Origin of the sequence: Shewanella sp. 10N.286.51.B8, assembly GCF_041469325.1 — a bacterium.
Lineage (GTDB): Bacteria > Pseudomonadota > Gammaproteobacteria > Enterobacterales > Shewanellaceae > Shewanella.
In genome coordinates, this window is the sequence record NZ_JBFRKG010000031.1 from 59,384 (window position 1) to 77,989 (window position 18,606).

13 protein-coding genes and 7 tRNA genes are annotated in these 18,606 nt (G+C 39.4%); 12 read left to right on the forward strand and 8 right to left on the reverse strand.

What is annotated here, in order from left to right:
• Positions 1 to 331: 331 nt before the first annotated feature.
• The 6 genes from AB4160_RS12050 to AB4160_RS12075 form a co-directional block, all read right to left on the reverse strand.
• Positions 332 to 408, reverse strand: a tRNA-Met gene (locus AB4160_RS12050).
• A gap of 41 nt (positions 409 to 449) precedes the next feature.
• Positions 450 to 526, reverse strand: a tRNA-Met gene (locus AB4160_RS12055).
• Between the two features lie 48 nt (positions 527 to 574).
• Positions 575 to 651: transfer RNA gene (locus AB4160_RS12060), tRNA-Met, on the reverse strand.
• A gap of 114 nt (positions 652 to 765) precedes the next feature.
• A tRNA-Met gene (locus tag AB4160_RS12065) sits at positions 766 to 842 on the reverse strand.
• 110 nt (positions 843 to 952) lie between these two features.
• Positions 953 to 1,029: transfer RNA gene (locus AB4160_RS12070), tRNA-Met, on the reverse strand.
• Positions 1,030 to 1,181: 152 nt separating this feature from the next.
• Positions 1,182 to 1,258 (reverse strand) — tRNA-Met (locus AB4160_RS12075).
• Positions 1,259 to 1,558: 300 nt separating this feature from the next.
• Here AB4160_RS12075 and rlmKL point away from each other — a divergent pair.
• The 5 genes from rlmKL to rmf all read left to right on the forward strand — a co-directional run bounded on the left by rlmKL (position 1,559) and on the right by rmf (position 8,177).
• A complete protein-coding gene (gene rlmKL, locus AB4160_RS12080) occupies positions 1,559 to 3,706 on the forward strand; it encodes a bifunctional 23S rRNA (guanine(2069)-N(7))-methyltransferase RlmK/23S rRNA (guanine(2445)-N(2))-methyltransferase RlmL (protein ID WP_102476872.1) in 2,148 nt (715 codons plus the stop codon).
• 17 nt (positions 3,707 to 3,723) lie between these two features.
• The gene (locus AB4160_RS12085; RefSeq protein ID WP_102437661.1) at positions 3,724 to 3,975 is read left to right on the forward strand and encodes a glutaredoxin family protein; all 252 of its coding nucleotides are present in this window, start codon (positions 3,724 to 3,726) and stop codon (positions 3,973 to 3,975) included.
• Positions 3,972 to 5,897, forward strand: coding sequence for an ABC transporter ATP-binding protein (locus tag AB4160_RS12090; protein ID WP_102476871.1), 1,926 nt, complete (start codon positions 3,972 to 3,974; stop codon positions 5,895 to 5,897). Before AB4160_RS12085 ends, AB4160_RS12090 begins: the two co-directional genes overlap by 4 nt.
• 25 nt (positions 5,898 to 5,922) lie before the next feature.
• Complete coding sequence (locus AB4160_RS12095) at positions 5,923 to 7,821, forward strand: DUF3466 family protein (RefSeq protein ID WP_372004771.1); 1,899 nt, start codon at positions 5,923 to 5,925, stop codon at positions 7,819 to 7,821.
• A 179-nt stretch (positions 7,822 to 8,000) separates the two neighbouring features.
• Complete coding sequence (gene rmf, locus AB4160_RS12100) at positions 8,001 to 8,177, forward strand: ribosome modulation factor (protein ID WP_076539913.1); 177 nt, start codon at positions 8,001 to 8,003, stop codon at positions 8,175 to 8,177.
• A 128-nt stretch (positions 8,178 to 8,305) separates the two neighbouring features.
• On the opposite strand, the gene fabA is transcribed toward rmf, so the two are convergent.
• Both fabA and AB4160_RS12110 read right to left on the reverse strand, forming a co-directional pair.
• On the reverse strand, positions 8,306 to 8,821 hold the full coding sequence (gene fabA, locus AB4160_RS12105) for a bifunctional 3-hydroxydecanoyl-ACP dehydratase/trans-2-decenoyl-ACP isomerase (RefSeq protein ID WP_102437655.1): 516 nt from the start codon (positions 8,819 to 8,821) through the stop codon (positions 8,306 to 8,308).
• A 73-nt stretch (positions 8,822 to 8,894) separates the two neighbouring features.
• Complete coding sequence (locus tag AB4160_RS12110) at positions 8,895 to 10,634, reverse strand: S16 family serine protease (protein ID WP_372004774.1); 1,740 nt, start codon at positions 10,632 to 10,634, stop codon at positions 8,895 to 8,897.
• A 379-nt stretch (positions 10,635 to 11,013) separates the two neighbouring features.
• Here AB4160_RS12110 and AB4160_RS12115 point away from each other — a divergent pair.
• From AB4160_RS12115 to AB4160_RS12145, 7 genes are all read left to right on the forward strand, one after another.
• Positions 11,014 to 11,104 (forward strand) — tRNA-Ser (locus tag AB4160_RS12115).
• Between the two features lie 200 nt (positions 11,105 to 11,304).
• On the forward strand, positions 11,305 to 11,913 hold the full coding sequence (locus tag AB4160_RS12120) for a hypothetical protein (protein ID WP_372004776.1): 609 nt from the start codon (positions 11,305 to 11,307) through the stop codon (positions 11,911 to 11,913).
• Positions 11,914 to 12,759: 846 nt separating this feature from the next.
• Complete coding sequence (locus AB4160_RS12125) at positions 12,760 to 13,731, forward strand: phosphoribosyltransferase family protein (RefSeq protein WP_303446762.1); 972 nt, start codon at positions 12,760 to 12,762, stop codon at positions 13,729 to 13,731.
• Between the two features lie 518 nt (positions 13,732 to 14,249).
• Positions 14,250 to 15,431, forward strand: coding sequence for an HlyD family secretion protein (locus AB4160_RS12130; RefSeq protein ID WP_102476056.1), 1,182 nt, complete (start codon positions 14,250 to 14,252; stop codon positions 15,429 to 15,431).
• On the forward strand, positions 15,421 to 16,473 hold the full coding sequence (locus tag AB4160_RS12135) for a DUF2955 domain-containing protein (RefSeq protein WP_102440284.1): 1,053 nt from the start codon (positions 15,421 to 15,423) through the stop codon (positions 16,471 to 16,473). Before AB4160_RS12130 ends, AB4160_RS12135 begins: the two co-directional genes overlap by 11 nt.
• A gap of 223 nt (positions 16,474 to 16,696) precedes the next feature.
• Positions 16,697 to 17,815, forward strand: coding sequence for an AI-2E family transporter (locus tag AB4160_RS12140; RefSeq protein WP_102440283.1), 1,119 nt, complete (start codon positions 16,697 to 16,699; stop codon positions 17,813 to 17,815).
• A 20-nt stretch (positions 17,816 to 17,835) separates the two neighbouring features.
• Positions 17,836 to 18,486: an ion channel gene (locus AB4160_RS12145; protein WP_157937390.1), complete on the forward strand. Its 651-nt coding sequence runs from the start codon at positions 17,836 to 17,838 to the stop codon at positions 18,484 to 18,486.
• Positions 18,487 to 18,606: the final 120 nt, after the last annotated feature.

Below are 18,606 nucleotides of genomic sequence, written 5' to 3' on the forward strand. Positions count from 1 at the left end.
CTTTGCAGATTTATTAGGGTTGAGCTCGAACTGAGGATCTAAAAATCGACGCAATACACTTGAGCTTGAAAAGTGATGAAGAATATTTTGAAATTAAGAAGGGTATTTTTAAATTTAAGAAGAGTATTACTATTTGAAAGTGATTTAAATTGGTTGCGGGAGCTGGATTTGAACCAACGACCTTTGCAGATTTATAAGAGTTGAGCCCGAACTGAGGATCTAAAAATCGGTGCAATACACTTGAGCTTGAAAAGTGATGAAGAATATTTTGAAATTAAGAAGGGTATTTTTAAATTTAAGAAGAGTATTAATAATTTAAAATGATTTAAATTGGTTGCGGGAGCTGGATTTGAACCAACGACCTTCGGGTTATGAGCCCGACGAGCTACCAAACTGCTCCATCCCGCGTCCGATTAAAAACTTACCTGTTACACTGCATTAAAAAGAATTGGTTGCGGGAGCTGGATTTGAACCAACGACCTTCGGGTTATGAGCCCGACGAGCTACCAAACTGCTCCATCCCGCGTCCGATTTTAATGACTTTTTACAATAATACTTTAACTATAATACTAATTGGTTGCGGGAGCTGGATTTGAACCAACGACCTTCGGGTTATGAGCCCGACGAGCTACCAAACTGCTCCATCCCGCGTCCGATTATATAGTTCTATTAAGTTAAGAGGTTGCATTAGTTATATTATAACCAATGAACTTTGCCGATTTATATAAGTTAAGCTCGACGAATTGTCTGCTCAATCAAATAAATTGGTTGCGGGAGCTGGATTTGAACCAACGACCTTCGGGTTATGAGCCCGACGAGCTACCAAACTGCTCCATCCCGCGTCCGTACTTAATAGTGTGTTGTTTTTATTGGTTGTGATTAATGATTTGAATCAATAATACACATTAATAAAATTAACCAATTGAATTAATATTCAACTTGAAAATTTTATTGGTTGCGGGAGCTGGATTTGAACCAACGACCTTCGGGTTATGAGCCCGACGAGCTACCAAACTGCTCCATCCCGCGTCCGAATAAAAACTAACTTGCTTAAACTTCTCTTTAGCAACCATGATTAAATGATTGTAGGAGCTGGGTTTGAACCAACGACCTTTGCCAGTTTATATTAGCTGAGCCCGACAATTTATATGCTAACTAATTGTCTGCTTACTAAGGTTAAATGGTTGCGGGAGCTGGATTTGAACCAACGACCTTCGGGTTATGAGCCCGACGAGCTACCAAACTGCTCCATCCCGCGTCCGTTTAAGCGGGGCAGACTATAACGGCCAATCTTGTTCTTGGCAAGTCATAATGACAACTTTATTACTGCTTGCTGACTTACTGAGCACCAATAGCAAAAAATAGCGGCTTTATAAGGCAGATAGCCCTGTTATAGCCGTAGTTTTGAAACAGAAATGAAAGTTTACTCACCAATACAGGGCTATATCGGTAATGTATTGTATAAAATGTGGCAATTAACAGACATTTTCACACCTAATATCGGTTTAGGTATATAATGCATGCTTAATTATATCTGTGAGTTGATGACTGTCTATCCATGTTAAATTTTTTTGCTGCTGCCCCAAAGGGGTTTGAATATAGCTTATCCAATGAGCTTAAAGAGTTTGGTGCTACTGATGTTAAGGAAAGCGTCGCTGGTGTGTATTTTTCTGCGCCTTTAGAACTTGCCTATCGAATTACATTGTGGACTCGACTTGCTAGCCGAATTGTTGTGGTTATCTATAAAGGTGCTTGTGAATCTGCTGAGCAACTTTATAACGCAGCTTACAGTATTGATTGGCCGTCTCACTTCTCAAACGATAGTACCTTCAGTATCGATTTTCACGGTACTGGCGGCTTTATTAATAATACCCAGTTTGGCGCTTTAAAAACCAAAGATGCGGTTGTGGATCGTTTTCGCGATGATGGTTTAGATAGACCTGATGTTGGACGCGTCAATGCTGAATTTAGAATTGATGCCCATTATCGTAATAATCAATTAACGCTTTCAGTTAATTTCTCTGGCGCTTCTTTACACCAACGTGGCTACCGTTCAATAACCGGTGAAGCACCTCTGAAAGAAAACTTAGCCGCTAACATGCTTATAAGAAGTGGTTGGCAAGCAAATCCAATTACATTATTAGATCCCTTTTGTGGCAGTGGTACCGTTGTTATCGAAGCGGCATTAATGGCTGCAGATATTGCTCCAGCGCTTAAACGCGCCCGTTTTGGTTTTGAGCATTGGCATCAACATGACGATACCCTATGGCAAGGGATTTTAAATGAAGCAAAAGCCCGAGCCAGTCTTGGTAAAACTCGCTGCGCATTGAAGTTTTTTGCCTCTGATATTGACGGTCACCTTGTAGCGCTTGCAAAACAAAACGCAGAAAACGCCGGTGTTGCTGATTTAATTGAATTTAGTGTTTCAGATGCACTTGATGTTACTCCACCAGTAGAAGCGGGTTTCTTAATCTCAAACCCACCATATGGTGAGCGTTTAGGTAGCATTACGGAATTATTGAAGCTGTATTACAAGCTTGGCGATAAGTTTAAGAAAGACTTTGGCGGTTGGAAAATTGCCATGTTGTGTAGTGATATTGAATTACTCTCAGCATTAAAGCTAAAAGCCGATAAGCAAATGAAGATGTTTAACGGTGCACTAGAGTGTGGCTTTAACTTATATACTTTGCATGCTAAAAGCACTCGCCGTGAAATGCCGGTGTTGCCTGAAGGTGTTGATATTGCAGATATCTCGCCTGCTTTTGCTAATCGTATTAAAAAGAATATGAAGCAACTAACCAAGTGGGCTAAAAAAGAAGGTATTGATAGTTACCGCATTTATGATGCTGACTTACCTGAATACAATGTGGCAGTTGATAAATATGTCGATTATGTGGTTATTCAAGAATACTCTGCGCCTGCGACTATTCCTGAAGCGGTGACAAAGCGTCGTTTAACCGATGTATTACTTTCATTGCCTGCAGCATTAAATATGGACCCTGATCGCGTTACCTTAAAGACCCGTGAAAAGCAAAAGGGCACCAACCAGTATCAAAAGCTTGATCAACAAAAGCTGGAGATCATTACCCAAGAGTATGGCGCTAAGTTTAAGTTAAATTTAACTGGCTACCTTGATACCGGTTTATTCTTAGATCATCGTTTGACCCGTAAATTAGTTGGTGAAAAATCAGCGGGTAAAAATGTGCTGAATTTATTTTCTTACACAGGCTCTGCATCGGTACATGCGGCATTAGGTGGGGCTAAATCTGTCACTACAGTCGATATGTCAAATACTTACCTTGCTTGGGCAAAAGAGAATTTTGATTTAAATAATTTATCAGGTAAGCAATATCAATTCATCCAAGCTAACTGTATTCAGTGGGTGAAAGATTGTGAAGAGAAATTCGATCTGATATTTATCGATCCGCCAACTTTTTCTAATTCAAAAAGAATGGAAGATAGCTGGGACGTTCAACGAGACCATGCGGCAATGCTGGTTGATTTGATTAAAGTATTAAGCCCTAATGGCGAAATTATTTTCTCGAATAATAAGCGTAAATTTAAAATGGATATCGAGCTTTTAAGCCAATATAAAATGGACATTAAAAATATCGATAGTCAAACATTACCATTGGATTATAAGCGTAATCCGCACATCCATAATACTTGGTTAATTACCCATGCTAAGTCTCCTTACGCTAAATAAGCTTTAAGGTTAAAAGTATGAGTTCTAACCCAACAACAGACAGTGCAGGCCTAATTTTATATCACACAGATGGCTGTCATCTGTGTGAAATTGCTCAAGCGTTAGTTGAGCAATTAGGCATTGACTATCAACATATTGATATTTGCGATAATGACACACTGGCAAGCCGTTATGGCATCTCTATACCAGTGTTAGTTATGGATGAAAAAGAATTGTTTTGGCCCTTTGATGCCCAGCAGTTAACAGAATTTATTAGGAGCGTCGCTTGAGTTTAGTTCGTATTAATAATGGCTCTTTAGCCTATGGCTATACCCCGTTATTGAAAAATGCTGATTTCACTATTTTACCTGGTGAGCGAGTGTGTATCGTAGGCCGAAATGGGGCGGGTAAATCAAGTTTAATGAAAGTGCTGTCAGGTGATGTATTACTTGATGACGGTGAATTTAATATTGCCTCTGATGTGAATGTCAGTCGACTACAGCAAGATCCGCCTAAAGCTGAAACCGGCACGGTTTATAAATATATCTCTTTAGCATTAAAAGAAATTGGTGAAATGCTAGAGCGTTATCATAAGCTTTCACATGACGTTGCTACCGCTGAACCTGATGAAATGAACAAGATGCTCAATCAAATGCAGCGCTTGCAAGAGTCATTAGATCATAATAACGGCTGGCATTTAGATTCTCGTATTATTCAAAATTGTGAATTGTTAGGCTTAGATCCCGATAAACCCCTTAGTGAGTTATCAGGTGGCTGGCAGCGTAAAGTGGCATTAGCAAGAGCCCTAGTTAGCGAACCGGACTTATTATTGCTTGATGAACCGACCAACCACCTTGATATTGATACCATTGAATGGCTTGAAGAGTTTTTATTAAACTTTAAAGGCGCTATCGTGTTTGTCAGTCATGACCGTGGCTTTATTCATCGTATGGCAACACGCATTGTTGATTTAGATCGCGGCGTAGTGACATCGTGGCCGGGTAATTACCATGCTTATTTAGAAGGTAAGCAAGAGTGGTTGCGTGTTGAAGCGGAACAAAATGCCCATTTTGACAAAAAATTAGCAGAAGAAGAAACTTGGATCCGTCAAGGGGTAAAAGCCAGACGTACCCGTAATGAAGGCCGAGTGCGCGCCCTTAAAGCATTAAGAAATGAACGCAGTGAGCGCCTGAATCGTCAAGGCAATGCCAAGATGAACGTCAGTGATACTGAGCGTTCTGGTAAGTTAGTATTTGATATTAATAATCTTAATTACAATTTACCTGATAAAGATTTAGTTAAAAACTTCAGTTCAACGGTTATACGTGGTGACAGAATTGCCTTAATCGGGCCAAACGGTTGTGGTAAATCAACATTAATTAAGCTATTAATTGAGCAGCTTTCGCCGCAATCAGGTGAAGTTAAAGTCGGTACCAAACTCGAAGTTGCCTATTTTGACCAATACCGTGAAGCGTTAGATCCAGAAAAAACCGTTGAAGAAAACGTAGGCGACGGTAAGAAAACCGTTACGATTAACGGTCAAGATCGTCATATATTAAGTTACTTACAAGACTTCTTGTTTTCACCTATGCGTGCACGTACCCCTGTTAAGGCGTTATCAGGTGGTGAGAAAAACCGATTGCTATTAGCACGCTTGTTATTGCGACCTGCAAACTTAATTATTCTCGATGAACCAACCAATGACCTTGATATTGAGACCCTAGAATTGTTAGAGTCCTTACTAACTGATTTTAAAGGGACCTTATTGATTGTTAGTCACGACAGGGAATTTATTGATAATACCGTGACCAGTAGTTGGTGGTTTGCCGGTAATGGTAACTGGCATGAGTATGTTGGCGGATACAATGATGCCGTCTCTCAGGGCGCTAAATTTTATTCTGAGGAACAAGCAGCAACATCTGTTGTCCAAACTCCTGCGCCAGTAGAAACTAAGCCTGTAAAGCAGACTAAAGCTGCCAGTACAGCACCTAAAAAATTATCGTTCAAACTTCAACGTGAACTCGAACAACTACCGAGTAAAATGGAAAAGTTAGAACAAGAAGTAGAAGAAATACAAAATACTGTGGCTTCAGCTGATTTTTATAGCCAACCACAAGATACCGTCAACTCAGTGCTTAAAGCATTGGCGACAAAAGAACAGGAATTGGACACTTGCTTCGAGCGTTGGGAAGAACTCGAATCACTGAAGTAAGCGTATAATAATAATAGGAATTATAATGAAGTCGAAGTTTGATAAGGCATTATCTGTCGTTGCCTTGAGTGTGCTTGGCACTATCGGAAGTGTACATGCCGCTCCAGTATATGAAATTGTAAACATTGAAGATTTTGATCTTAAAGGCACAGTAGACGGTACCCGAAGTGGTTACGCCATGGCTGTTAATGCCAACAATGAACTTGTAGGTGTTTCTAAAGGTAAGAAAAAACTATCTGTCGATGATGAAGATGACAATGACGTTATTGATGTAGAAGATGGTATCGCACCTGAAGAAACCATTATTTATTCAGTATTTTTGCCTCTGGTGGCAAATAACTTTACTTTCACAGCGGAAGAAAACGATGCTGAGTCAGCTTGGTATCCAAACTTCTATAGCGTTAATGGCACTACAGCACCAACCGATGTTGATGATGAAGGCGAGTTAATTATCAACTCGGTTGATACCTTTTTCTATGGCATGAATGACAACAATTACAAAGTTGGTTCATATACTGCGCCTGAAAAAACTATCGACTATGTTGGTAGTGATGAAGACCAAGAGTTTTGGTACTATCGCGATTTTGAGCTTCGTGGTGTCGCTGTCACGCCTGACGGAGAAGAACTTGAATTGGTACCGTCTTACGAAACTTATATTCGTGAAGATGACGATTTTGTGGTTGAGTTAGGTGGTTGGTCAGCGGCTGCGGCAATTAACGATAATAATTTGGTGGCAGGTTATGCCAGTACTGACATTATTGAATTCAGCTCAGATCGTATCGATAGTTGTATTGACGCAGATTTAGACGCAGATGAAGACTCGCCAGCGCCAGTTGAAATATGTGTACAGGCAGATCAATTCCCATCAAATGGTCGTCGTAACATTCAGTATCAAACCCGCGCCCACGTATGGCAAATTGCTGATGATAATACTATTCCTGCTGAAAACGTCATTGAGCTAGAGTTAGGGTTAACCCCTGATGAAGACTCTACTTTAGTGTATACCGCTCAGGCTTTAGGTATTAACAACAATGATGTCGTCGTAGGGCGCTCACACGTTTACCGTAATGGTAAAACGGATGATCTTTATCAAGACGCTGCCTATTGGGTGAAAAATTCCCAAGGAGAATATGAATACCAGTGGATTGATACCGATATTTTCAAAGATGATGTATATAGTTCAATAGCTCGTGATATTAACGACAACGGTATTGTCATTGGTACTTTTTATAAATATGTCAGTGGAATTTTACGAGATAAGTTCTTCTATTACGATATTAACAACCCATCTGCTGAAATCGTAGTACCTAGTGACTTTCAAGATTCAGGTATTTCAGAGCTAAGTAGTTACCCAAAAGCCATTAATAATGCAGGTCAAGTGGTTGGTAATATTGAGGTCACTTATGATAAAGATAAGCCGCGACCAAAAGCAGGTTTTCTTTATAACATCGGTGATGATGAATTTGTGAACCTTAATGCGACTTTAACGTGTGAGTCAAAAGGCTATGAGCAAGATGCTGATGGCAAATGGACTCGTTATCCGGTTGAGGTTATTGATGGTGACGGCTCAATTTTAAGCTATGACAGTGAAATATATGTGGTTGAGGCCAATGACATCAATGAAGACGGCACCATTGTAGGTACAGCATTTATTCGTAAACCTTTATACCAATTTGATACCGATGGTAATTTGATTCTTGATGAAGACACTAACCTACCGTTATTTGAAATAAATGGTAATGGCGACCCTGTAACGTCTTATTTACCGCGTATGGTGGTAATGAAACCGGTATCAGGTAACGAACAAGCCTGTACTGAAAGTGATGACGTAGAAGATGAGCCCTATGTAAGAAAAGGGGCGGCTAGCTTTGCTTGGTTATTCGCTCTGCCGTTACTTTGGTTACGTCGTCGCAAGCTTAAGTAGAGAGCATTTTTTGAACTAAAAGTCGAGGATTATTCCTCGATTTTTTTTTGCTTTTTATCTCAATACTTTAATTAAAAACACATAATTTTGTCATATTTTTGCATTGATCTTGTGTGAAATTTCACCTATTTCTAATGCTGAAGCGAACGCTTCTTGATTAACAAAATGAGGATGTGTTAATGAAAAGACAAAAAAGAGATAAGTTAGATAGAGCTTTTTCTAAGGGATTCCAAGCAGGTATTGCAGGGCGCTCTAAGGAGCTTTGCCCTTACGGAACTTTAGATTCTAAATCTCAATGGTTAGGTGGTTGGAGAGAAGGCGTAGATGGACGTATGAGTGGTTTGTTTAATAAATAAATGAAAAGGCATCATATTAATATCTTTGCCCTCAGGGGGTTGATTGAGGGCAAAATAATGCCGTTTAGCTAAGTTAACCTAAAGCAACATTAGCTAACAGTGATTACTATTCATATTCAGTGAAATGCTTAAAAGGTCGAGGTATCCTTAAAAATACCGACTTTCAAATCAGTAGCCGAGTAAATCTCACGGCCATCCACTTCCATAGTGGCATCAGCAATCCCCATAACCAGCTTACGGTGAATCTTTCGTTTTAAAGTGAGCTTATAGGTGACTTTTTTCGCTTCCGGTAATACTTGCCCGGTGAACTTTACTTCGCCAACCCCAAGTGCGCGCCCTTTACCTTCTGCGCCTTCCCAGCCTAAATAAAAGCCAACCAATTGCCACATGGCATCTAAACCTAAGCAACCTGGCATCACAGGATCGCCATTAAAGTGGCAGTCAAAAAACCATAAATCAGGGGTGATATCGAGTTCAGCGACTATTTCGCCTTTACCATATTCACCACCGTCAGCATTAATGGTTGTGATCCTATCTATCATCAACATATTATCGACAGGCAGACGTGGTGAGTTAGGCTCAAAAAGGTTGCCATTACCACATGCGATCAGCTCTTCTTTAGTGAAACTGTTAGCTCTTTTCATTTAAATATTTACCACTTTATTACGAATAGGCTGACAAGATAGCGAACACGTGTAAGCTAAACAACTCCGATCACTATAATATCTTTAATTTCATTAATATTTTTTGTAAAAAGCTTAATTCGAGCTCTTCATCATCGTGGCCAGCCATTTTTTCTAAACGTGTTTGGACCTGGCCATAAATTGATTCAGCAGGAAAATCATTGTCTTCGTTTCTTACCCCTGCTGGAGCTTTCATTAATAAATCGATAGCTTGATCCATATGCTCAATTGCATGAATATGAAACAAGCCTTTTTCAACGGCCTCAATAACTTCGGCTTCAAGGTTTAGTTGTAGCACATTCGATTTAGGAATAATAACGCTGTGCTCACCTGTTAAGCCACGTCGCTTACATAAATGATAGAAGCCTTCGATCTTTTCATTCACACCACCAATGGCTTGCACCGCGCCGAATTGATCTAGTGCGCCCGTAATGGCAAATGCTTGGTTAATCGGCTGCTCGGCAATGGCAGACATTAAGCAACAGTACTCAGCTAAAGAGGCACTATCGCCATCAATCTCTTGATAAGACTGCTCAAACACTATATTGGCATTTAAATGCAAAGGTACATCGCGACCAAAAATACGGTACAAGGAAGCTGAAAGGATCATCATACCTTTAGTATGAATATTACCGCCCAACTCTGATTTCCTCTCAATATCAATCACTTCACCGTCACCATAATGGACAGAGGTAGTGATCCTTGCCGGCTCGCCATAACTTGAATCATCAGTGTCAATCACAGTTAAGCCATTAATCTGGCCGATTATTTCACCGCTCGTTTGCAGATTAATGAAATTATCATCAAAGTTTTGTGCTGAATAAACCTCAGAACTGTCATGGCGTGACTTTGACTGTCTAAGAGCTTTTGCTATGGCAGTTGAATTGAGCGAAGCACTATTAGAGTATGCTTTAGCTTGAGTCAGTACCTGAACTATTTGCAGCATTGATAAACTTAAGCGTTGCTGATGCTCAGTAAGTTTGGCGCTGTAATTAAATAGCGGTATCAAGCTTGATGGCTCTAATTGAATGTTATAGGCATCAGCTAAACTATTTAGCCATTGCAGGTACTGAGTTTCATTATATTTAGTTAAATCAATTTCTGAGTTAACCTCGCCAAGCAGTGGAAAGTTTTTATAAAAAACTCTGTCTTCAGTTCTTAAATGAGTAAACAAGTTAGCTGAGCCCATTAGCACAATTTTACAATTGAGTGGGATTGGCGCGATATCGTTGCTAATTTTATATTGTTTATGCTCGAGGATCTGCATGACAAAATCCCACAGGCCTTCACGTTTCCATAAAGAGTTAGCATCAATAAAAACGAAATGGTTGGAGGCTAAAATGCCAGCTTTATACTGGCTAGACTTATCAGTCTTATGCATTTTACCGACTAGATCAGCGCGGCGAATAGAGCCACTAACATAGCTGTAAAGGGTATTTTGATGCGCAACAGTGCCAACATTCTCTGCCGGTAACTCAGCCTGCCAGCGGAAATTAAAATTGTGATTTTCATCTTGGCTTTTAGTCGCAACCAAAAAGGAATCTGATGGCGTATTAGCCTGACTCACAAGGGCTTTAATAAACAGTTCACGCTCAATACCCGCAAAATCAGCGACAAATAAATGTTGGTGTGCAAGTTTAGTCATTAAATTAAATGCATCTAAACAACGCTCTTGTCCCAACAATAAATGGCTTAGATAAGCAGTAGAAGGTAAAGATTGAGGTAACGTAAACTGAGGAGCAAGTTTGGGTATAGAAATTAAAGTTGTGGTCATAGCTTTAAGTATCAGAAATAGTTAAAGCGATTTTAGCATATATTATCGTCATATCATTGAAATGTTCGATGCTTTGCGGATTATCTATGGGCTTGCTGGAAAAATATGACACTGGATTGCTATATTCAAGGCCATTGCTGCTTCTTATTTGGGGGTTAGCGTAATTCTTTAAACAAAATGTAATCGCTAAAAGCGTGTTTGTTGATAGAAAAGGTGAGGGAATCCAGTGGTGTAGAAGGTGATTTTTACTCACCTGATTAGCAAATGAGCCAACAAAGGTGGAAAAATGTCTTAAAAGCTTATTTGATGAGCATTTGAATGTTTTTTTATAAATTCCGGTTTACAACGAGGTCTGATACTTATATTATTCTCGGCGTTCGGAGAGATGGCAGAGTGGTCGAATGCACCGGTCTTGAAAACCGGCATGGGTTTGTAGCCCATCTAGGGTTCAAATCCCTATCTCTCCGCCATATTTAAGACGAAAGGCTCATCAGAAATGATGAGCCTTTTTTCGTTTAACTTACTAAAAATATTGAAGATTAATACTATCAATTCAAAACTACTTTATTGTCTAGTGTTTGAAGTGCCTGTTTTATAGTCACTTATCTTCCTTGAGAGGATTGACTCAGTCAATATCCCTGCTTTTCGCATCAGCAGAGCTCCTAATAACGTGTACTTCACACGTATCTGTTTAGCCAAATCGTTACGCGATAAAGGCTTTCCTTTTGATATTAAAGTTTCTTTGTTGACTCGTGACAGAGCACAAGCGGTTATTCGCAATATCGATGTCGCAGGCACGCTGAAAAAAATCATCAATACCATAGACCATCAAACCTGTATCAATGACTTTATTCGTTATGTTGATGAAGTGATTAACAGTCTTCGCAGTGAATTTGAGAAAAACAAGTCAACCATCAGTACAAAGCCAGCAAGTTATAGCATCCCCATCAGAGACACTAAGCTGCCACAACACCGTGAAAGCACGGCTGTAGCCCAAGCAATGCCCGTGGTGACGTTACATGATGCTCTAGCAGGTTTTGTTACTTCAAAAGAGAAGTCAGGCATTAGACCACTCTCTATTAAACAACTTGAACAGCGAACCTTTCACTTCATTAAATTACTGCCAACAATCGGTAACCGGTCACCAAAAAGCACTCAAGCTATTTGCACTAACGATATTACCTCGGCCGATGCGATGAAGTACCGTGATGAACTGCTTACACAGGGCAGAAGCTATAAAAGTAATAAAGAATACTTAGCGGCCGTATTTCAGTTTTAATTCGTATGGTCGATGACATAGTAATTGAGTGGAAAAAGAGGCATTAGCACGTTATATATATGAAGTAATTTCAGTTTCTGAAAAACAAAATCATGATAGTCAATTTGAAGTTCCACAGGGTAATAAAACTCAAGATAGACAATAAAAAATAAGAAGTTCTAGAGGTTAGATTTTAAAACTGAAATTAATTAATTTTATGATTAAGATCAGCTTTAATTGGTAATTTCGAAGCTTGTCGCGATTTACTCATATTGAAGTGAATTGAACTCAACTCTTAGCTACGACTTATGGTTGAAATAATTATCATCTTGAGTCGTTATTTTGCTTTAATAAAATATATATATAGTGTGTCTATTTTTGAATGAGTCACTTACTTATTGATTATATGAGATAATATCTGTTTTTATCTGTGGCATTTTTTTTATCCGCTTAATTGTTCATTGGCTGAAACTGTGTAGTGCTACAGGCAAGGTTGATGTTTATCCTGTTTGTTGATATTTGTAGATTTGATAATTTACTAATCTGATTTAGACTTAAAACTGTCATTTTTATGGCGTATTTTTAATTTAGGCTGTTAAAGGGTTATTTGTATTTTATTAGACCAAGCTACAATTGATAAAGCATGCTGTTATGGCTAAATTCAATAAATTGCATTAGTTAGAGTAGAGTCTTGAGGGATCGAATCTGAACTTTACTCAAACAACATAGGTTAATGATTCGGTATGTATTGGGCGGCATAGTAGTTGCGGCTACGGACCAATACTCTATGAGTATTTAGTAGAATTTAAGCTTAACAGCGTCTGCTTTGAAGCATCGGGCTGTAATCTATGAACATTGGAGTTTGCTATGAATTATAAGTCCTTTTGTGATTTGAGTGATGATATTAAAAATAATATTCACAAAATCAATCAACAAGACTTTGATTTAATTGTAGGTATTCCAAGAAGTGGAATGGTACCTGCATATATGGTGGCGTTATTGCTCAATGCTAACTGTATCGATTTACCTGCTTTTATTCGCAATGATAAGTTAGGTAAAGGCATTACTCGTGATGCCAAAAAAGCCTTAAACTTCCCCCATGAAGCAAGCAACATTTTAATTGTCGATGACAGCATTCTAACTGGTGGTTCGATGATAGATGCGCTAGCCAAAATACCTAGCAGCTTCCAAGGCAAGGTGACCACAGCTGCGATTTACACCACTGCGCTTGTCAGTGACAAAGTTGATATCTTTTTTGAGCATGTGGACTTTCCACGGGTTTTTGAATGGAACTTATTTCATCATCCTATCGTGACTGAGGCTTGTGTCGATATTGATGGTGTCCTGTGCCAGGATCCAACTGAGGAACAAAATGATGATGGGGAGAAATATATTCAGTTTCTCGCTGATGCGACTCCTCGATTTATCCCAACCATGAAAGTTGATGTGCTGATAACTAATAGGTTAGAAAAATTTCGACCACATACTGAGCAATGGCTGGCAAAACATGGCGTTAATTATAACAAACTAGAAATGTTAGATTTGCCTTCAAAAGCCGCAAGACGGGCCCAAGTAGATTATTTTTCCCATAAGGCAGACTACTTTAAGCGTAGCCCAAATGTGTTATTTATCGAAAGTGATTATCAGCAAGCAATTGAAATTGCTAATCGGTCTAACAAGTTTGTTTATTGTGTTGATACAAACCAAATGATTGCGCCTAATGGTCTTAAGCGGTTTAAAAATAAAAAATACCTTGCTGAGACGATTAGAATGCAATTTTCAAAAATTAAGCCATTAAGAGCGATATACAAAAAAGTTAAAAATTTGGCTAGGGCTTAATTTATAAGCTCTAAACCTTTATCTGGCGTGAAAAATGGGCAGATTATTACCAGCTGCAGATGTTAGTTTTTTAGTGGTGAAATTAAGGTCTTGATTTGTCTAATTAGGATTTTTCATTCTGTAGGAATGCTTTTGAGTTGATCTTTATACTTGCTTTGCTTTTTTAATATTAGGCAATTAAAACCAAGCAGCTTTTAAAGAATACACTTAATTTAAAATAGATTCTTAAGTAGTAATAGTAACAATATACATCGCAATTTAATGCAATTCCCCAGCAAGGGCCTTCTCAAACGGCCGTTCAAATCATTAGTTAAAATCAAAATGTTAAATCAATAACTTAAGTAAAGGGCTTAAACACAGCTTTCTTGCTTGTTCATTGAGCTAGAGTGTTGAGTTTTGAGCAAAAATAATCCTATACTGACGTTAATGTAACAACTCTACTATTTATTAACATTATTAGCTCATGCAAGCCGTTAATTTAAAAAGTAATGCAATTGATTTCAATGCAAGGGAAGGGTATGGCAGATAAGCATAACGATATTTCATCCACTGAATTACCGGCAAATACACCGGAGCAAGCCGTTTTATCAACGCCTACAGATGACATTCATGTTGCTAATGGCGCAGCGGATAAGTCCAAAAATCAGAAAATAAGAAAAGCGACCAATATCATACTGATAGTGGTCGCTTTTTTGTTTGTGTTTCATCTTATTGCTGATCGTTATATTCCTTCAACTGATTTAGGTCGAGTTCGCGGTTTTGTGGTCCCCATTACCCCGCAAGTCTCAGGGGAGGTAATTGAAATTTTAACCACGCCAAATACCTTGATCCGTAAAGGGCAGGTGCTTGCGAGAATTAACCCAAGAGATTATGAGATTGCATTATTTACCGCTGAGCAAAATGTGACGCAGGCTGGGCAAAATATGGGAGCTTTAACCGCTAATGTCACCGCTGCAAAAGCAAAGGTTGTTAATGCGGAGGCAAACTTTACTAATGCAAAAGTACAATCTAAGCGTATTTTTACCATGGTTGAGCAGCAGGTGATGTCAGAGGCTGATGCCGACAATGCTAGAGCGGAACTTGCTAGCGCAGAAGCGGGTGTCGCTAGTGCTAAAGCAGATTTAGCCAAAGCAGAAGAAAGGTTGGGCTCAGAAGGTGAAAACAATACCGCGGTAAAATCAGCGTTATTGGCCTTAGAGCAAGCTGAACTTAACCTGGCACGCACCGAAATTAAAGCGCCCACCGATGGCGTGGCATCAAACTTTCGTTTAAAAGAAGGTTTTTATGCTAACGCTGGTCAACCGGTAATGACCTTTATTTCATCTGAAGATGTGTGGATTGAAGCGAACTTTAGAGAAAATAGCTTAGGCAATATGCAAGCGGGCGATAAAGTCGAGTTTGCACTGGATTATGCTCCGGGTGAGGTTTTTACTGGGAAAGTAGCCTATATCGATTATGGTGTTGATTGGGGACAAAGTGAACAAACGGGAAAGCTGGCTCAAACAACAGGCCAAACAGGTTGGTTAAGACAATCTCAGCGATTTCCTGTAACCATTCATTTTGATGACGAAGAGGCTAAAGGGTTGCGACGTGTCGGCGGTCAAGCGGATGTCATGGTGTATACCGAAGAAAGTTCACTGATGAACTTATTTGGTAAGTTTTGGATCCGAGTCGTTAGCTGGTTCTCCTATGTCAGATAGCGAGCTAGCCTTTAAAGCCATTAATGCTCAATTTGCTGAGGCGATATTTACCCGTCGAGTATTACGCTTCACTTTGGGGATAGGCATTGCAGTGGCCATAGCTGCGGTGTTTGATTGGCAATTAGCTTTTATACTACCGGTGTTTGTCGCTAAGTTTTTAGTTGATAGAGTGGTGCCGACAGTGCAAACCATTTACGAATTGCTTATTTCAATGGTGGTCACTATTGCCATTGCTTGGATGGTGAGTTTTGGGCCGGTTCAATATCCATTTGTACTGTTGCCATTACTCGCATTAATGATGCTATGGGCCTATTACCTGTTTTCTGATCCCAAGTGGAATTTTTTCGCCACTATATTAATTGTCTCGACATTAGTATTACCCTATTTAGGGATTTTACATCCAGGTGCGGCGATTTTTTTTGGTGTCGGCTTAAGCTTTTCAGGCGTGGTGGCGGTCATCATTTTTACTTTATTGCATATTTTGTTGCCTGATTTAGCACCAGAAAAAGAAACTCATTCTGAGTCAGAATTATCTAATGACGAGCGGCTTTACGAGTCAGTTAGGGCATTAATTATTTCATTTCCGGTGATCACCTTTTTCTTTTTATTTGAGGTGACCGGCGCATTACTGACCATGATATTTATTGCAATTTTATCTTTGCAAACGGCCGGCACTAAGAGCGTTAAAGTGAGTTTGTTTTTATTACTCACTAATGGCATAGGTGGTGTGCTGGCGATTATTTTTTATAACATGTTAGTTGTCGTGCCTGAGTTAGCGTTTTATATCGGGCTCACTATGATAGCCGCGTTATTTTTTGCACAAAAAATTTATGATGATCCTGCTAAAGCGCCTATTTTTGCGGGGATATTTTCAGCCTTGCTAGTGGTTGTCGGCTCGACGGCTTCGTCAACAGATGCCGATGTCGCAACCAACTTCTATATTCGTATTGCGCAGCTATTTATTGTCGGTGTTTATATGGTTGTGGCTTCATTTTTTTTAGAAACCAGAAATTGGAAGTTCTTACAAACTAATCATGATTAGGCGGTTTTATTGTAGCCGCTAGGCTATATTTTATTGAACGCTAAGTGTTGATTTAATGGCGGAAATCAAATTTTCTCGTTTATCAATACTAGGTTTACTGAAAAATCACCTATTGTTGTGATGGCTTTTCACTGCAATAAGTTCGATGTTCATAAAGGTGTCAATACATTAACTAAGGTTTAATTTTAAAACGCAACAGCATTTAATTAGGGATAGATAAGTTATGAGTGATAAACCAATATCAAGCTCGAAAGAGTTTACTCATGCGGCAGTGGATGCCGCGATTAAAATAGCCCTGATTTTTATCATGGTCATATGGTGTTTTAAGATTATTCAGCCTTTCATTATGCCCATTTTATGGGGCGGTATTATCGCCATTGCGCTGTATCCAGTGGTGTTATTTATCAGTAGCAAGCTGCGATTGTCGGTGAGTAAATCTAGCCTGTTAATTACCTTGCTGGCCTTAGCCATATTATTGGTACCTACCTACTTATTTTCAGGTGCGATAGTTTCAAGCACGCAGGACTTTGTCGCAGAAATACATGACGGCACTTTAGTTATCCCCGCGCCGAAAAGCTCTGTAGCTGAACTCCCGATTGTTGGTGAGAAACTATATGAATTCTGGTCAGACGTCTCTGCAGATCTCGAGCATGTGGTAAAAACCTATGCCGATGAAATAAAAAGCTTTTCGACTAAGGCTGCCAGTGCTTTTGGTAGTTTTGGTATGACAATTTTGCAATTTTTAATTTCAATCATTATCGCAGGGGTGTTTATGGGTAAAGCATCTGGCTCAAGCCAAATGTTCCATAAAGTCTCAGTCAGGCTAGCTGGCAAACATGGTGAAGAGTTTTCTGAATTGGCCGTTGCAACCGTCAGAAGTGTGGTTCAGGGGGTGATTGGGGTAGCCTTTATTCAATCAATATTAGCAGGTGTTGGGCTTGCTTTAGTCGGGGTGCCAGGAACCGGGATTTGGATGTTACTGGTGCTAATACTCGCGATTATTCAATTGCCACCGATTTTGGTTTTAGGTCCTATTATTGCGTATGTATTTTCTGTTGAATCATCAACCACCGCGATTATTTTTATGATTTGGAGCATTTTAGTGAGTGCCAGTGATGCATTTTTAAAACCGATGTTGATGGGCCGTGGCGTTGATATACCTATGTTGGTGATTTTGTTAGGCGCTATCGGTGGGATGATCCTCTCGGGTATTGTTGGCTTGTTTGTTGGCGCGGTGATTTTAGCTTTAAGTTATAAATTATTTTCAGCATGGCTAGTGGTTGAAACGGCTGAAGTTGATGGTGATGAAGTGTTACCGAACTCAGAGAACTCACAAGGGTAGTTGTTGCAATGGTTAAACCTATGTCTGAAGAAGATAACTTCAGCTACCTACTGGGGTCGTTGGTGTTAGTGCTGTTAAGTTCAGCTTTTGTGGAACAGTTTTTTGAACAGGGCCAGCTCATTGTTGTTTCGACAACTGTGATGAGTTTGTCTATTTCAGTGATTGGATTAGGCGCGAATAAACACTGGTTTCGCTCAAGTTTCGGGGTGATGTTTACTATCTTAGTGGTAGCCAGTATCGGCTCAGTTTTTGAATTGTTGAACCTTGATATTATCGCGCTATTTACCATTTTAACTTTTTTTATTTTGGCCAGCTGGCGCGCCGCTAAGCAGGTCTTGTTTAGCGGGGTTATTTCTACTAATCAAATTATCGGATCTATTTGTATATTTCTGTTACTAGGGCTTATTTGGGCGTTTATTTATCTATTGCTGATTGAGATTTTTGGTGTGGCTTTCAATGGTATTGAAGCCCAAAATTGGACCGATAATTTAACGACTGTGATTTATTACAGTTACATCACTTTGACTACAGTCGGTTATGGTGAAATATCACCAGCAGTGCCAATGGCGCGTTTTTTCGCTTTTTCTGAAGCGATTACAGGTCAGTTTTATATGGCGATCATTGTTGCCAGTTTAGTTGGAGCCAAAATGTCCAACCACGAACCGAAATAACCTGGAGTGACTTATCATCAACTGTACGCAATATTTATAGCGATAACTGCAATAAAGCTGAGAGATTACGCAACTAACTATTACTCAAAAAGCACTTATTGCGACGTGATATTCAAGGTC

Bases quoted from the DNA above. Each gene is read 5' to 3' on its own strand.
- AB4160_RS12145 (WP_157937390.1), top strand. From the start codon at position 17,836: ATGTCTGAAGAAGATAACTTCAGCTACCTACTGGGGTCGTTGGTGTTA.
- AB4160_RS12130 (WP_102476056.1), top strand. From the start codon at position 14,250: ATGGCAGATAAGCATAACGATATTTCATCCACTGAATTACCGGCAAAT.
- fabA (WP_102437655.1), bottom strand. From the start codon at position 8,821: ATGAAAAGAGCTAACAGTTTCACTAAAGAAGAGCTGATCGCATGTGGT.
- AB4160_RS12110 (WP_372004774.1), bottom strand. From the start codon at position 10,634: ATGACCACAACTTTAATTTCTATACCCAAACTTGCTCCTCAGTTTACG.
- AB4160_RS12140 (WP_102440283.1), top strand. From the start codon at position 16,697: ATGAGTGATAAACCAATATCAAGCTCGAAAGAGTTTACTCATGCGGCA.
- rmf (WP_076539913.1), top strand. From the start codon at position 8,001: ATGAAAAGACAAAAAAGAGATAAGTTAGATAGAGCTTTTTCTAAGGGA.
- AB4160_RS12125 (WP_303446762.1), top strand. From the start codon at position 12,760: ATGAATTATAAGTCCTTTTGTGATTTGAGTGATGATATTAAAAATAAT.
- AB4160_RS12135 (WP_102440284.1), top strand. From the start codon at position 15,421: ATGTCAGATAGCGAGCTAGCCTTTAAAGCCATTAATGCTCAATTTGCT.
- rlmKL (WP_102476872.1), top strand. From the start codon at position 1,559: ATGTTAAATTTTTTTGCTGCTGCCCCAAAGGGGTTTGAATATAGCTTA.
- AB4160_RS12095 (WP_372004771.1), top strand. From the start codon at position 5,923: ATGAAGTCGAAGTTTGATAAGGCATTATCTGTCGTTGCCTTGAGTGTG.
- AB4160_RS12085 (WP_102437661.1), top strand. From the start codon at position 3,724: ATGAGTTCTAACCCAACAACAGACAGTGCAGGCCTAATTTTATATCAC.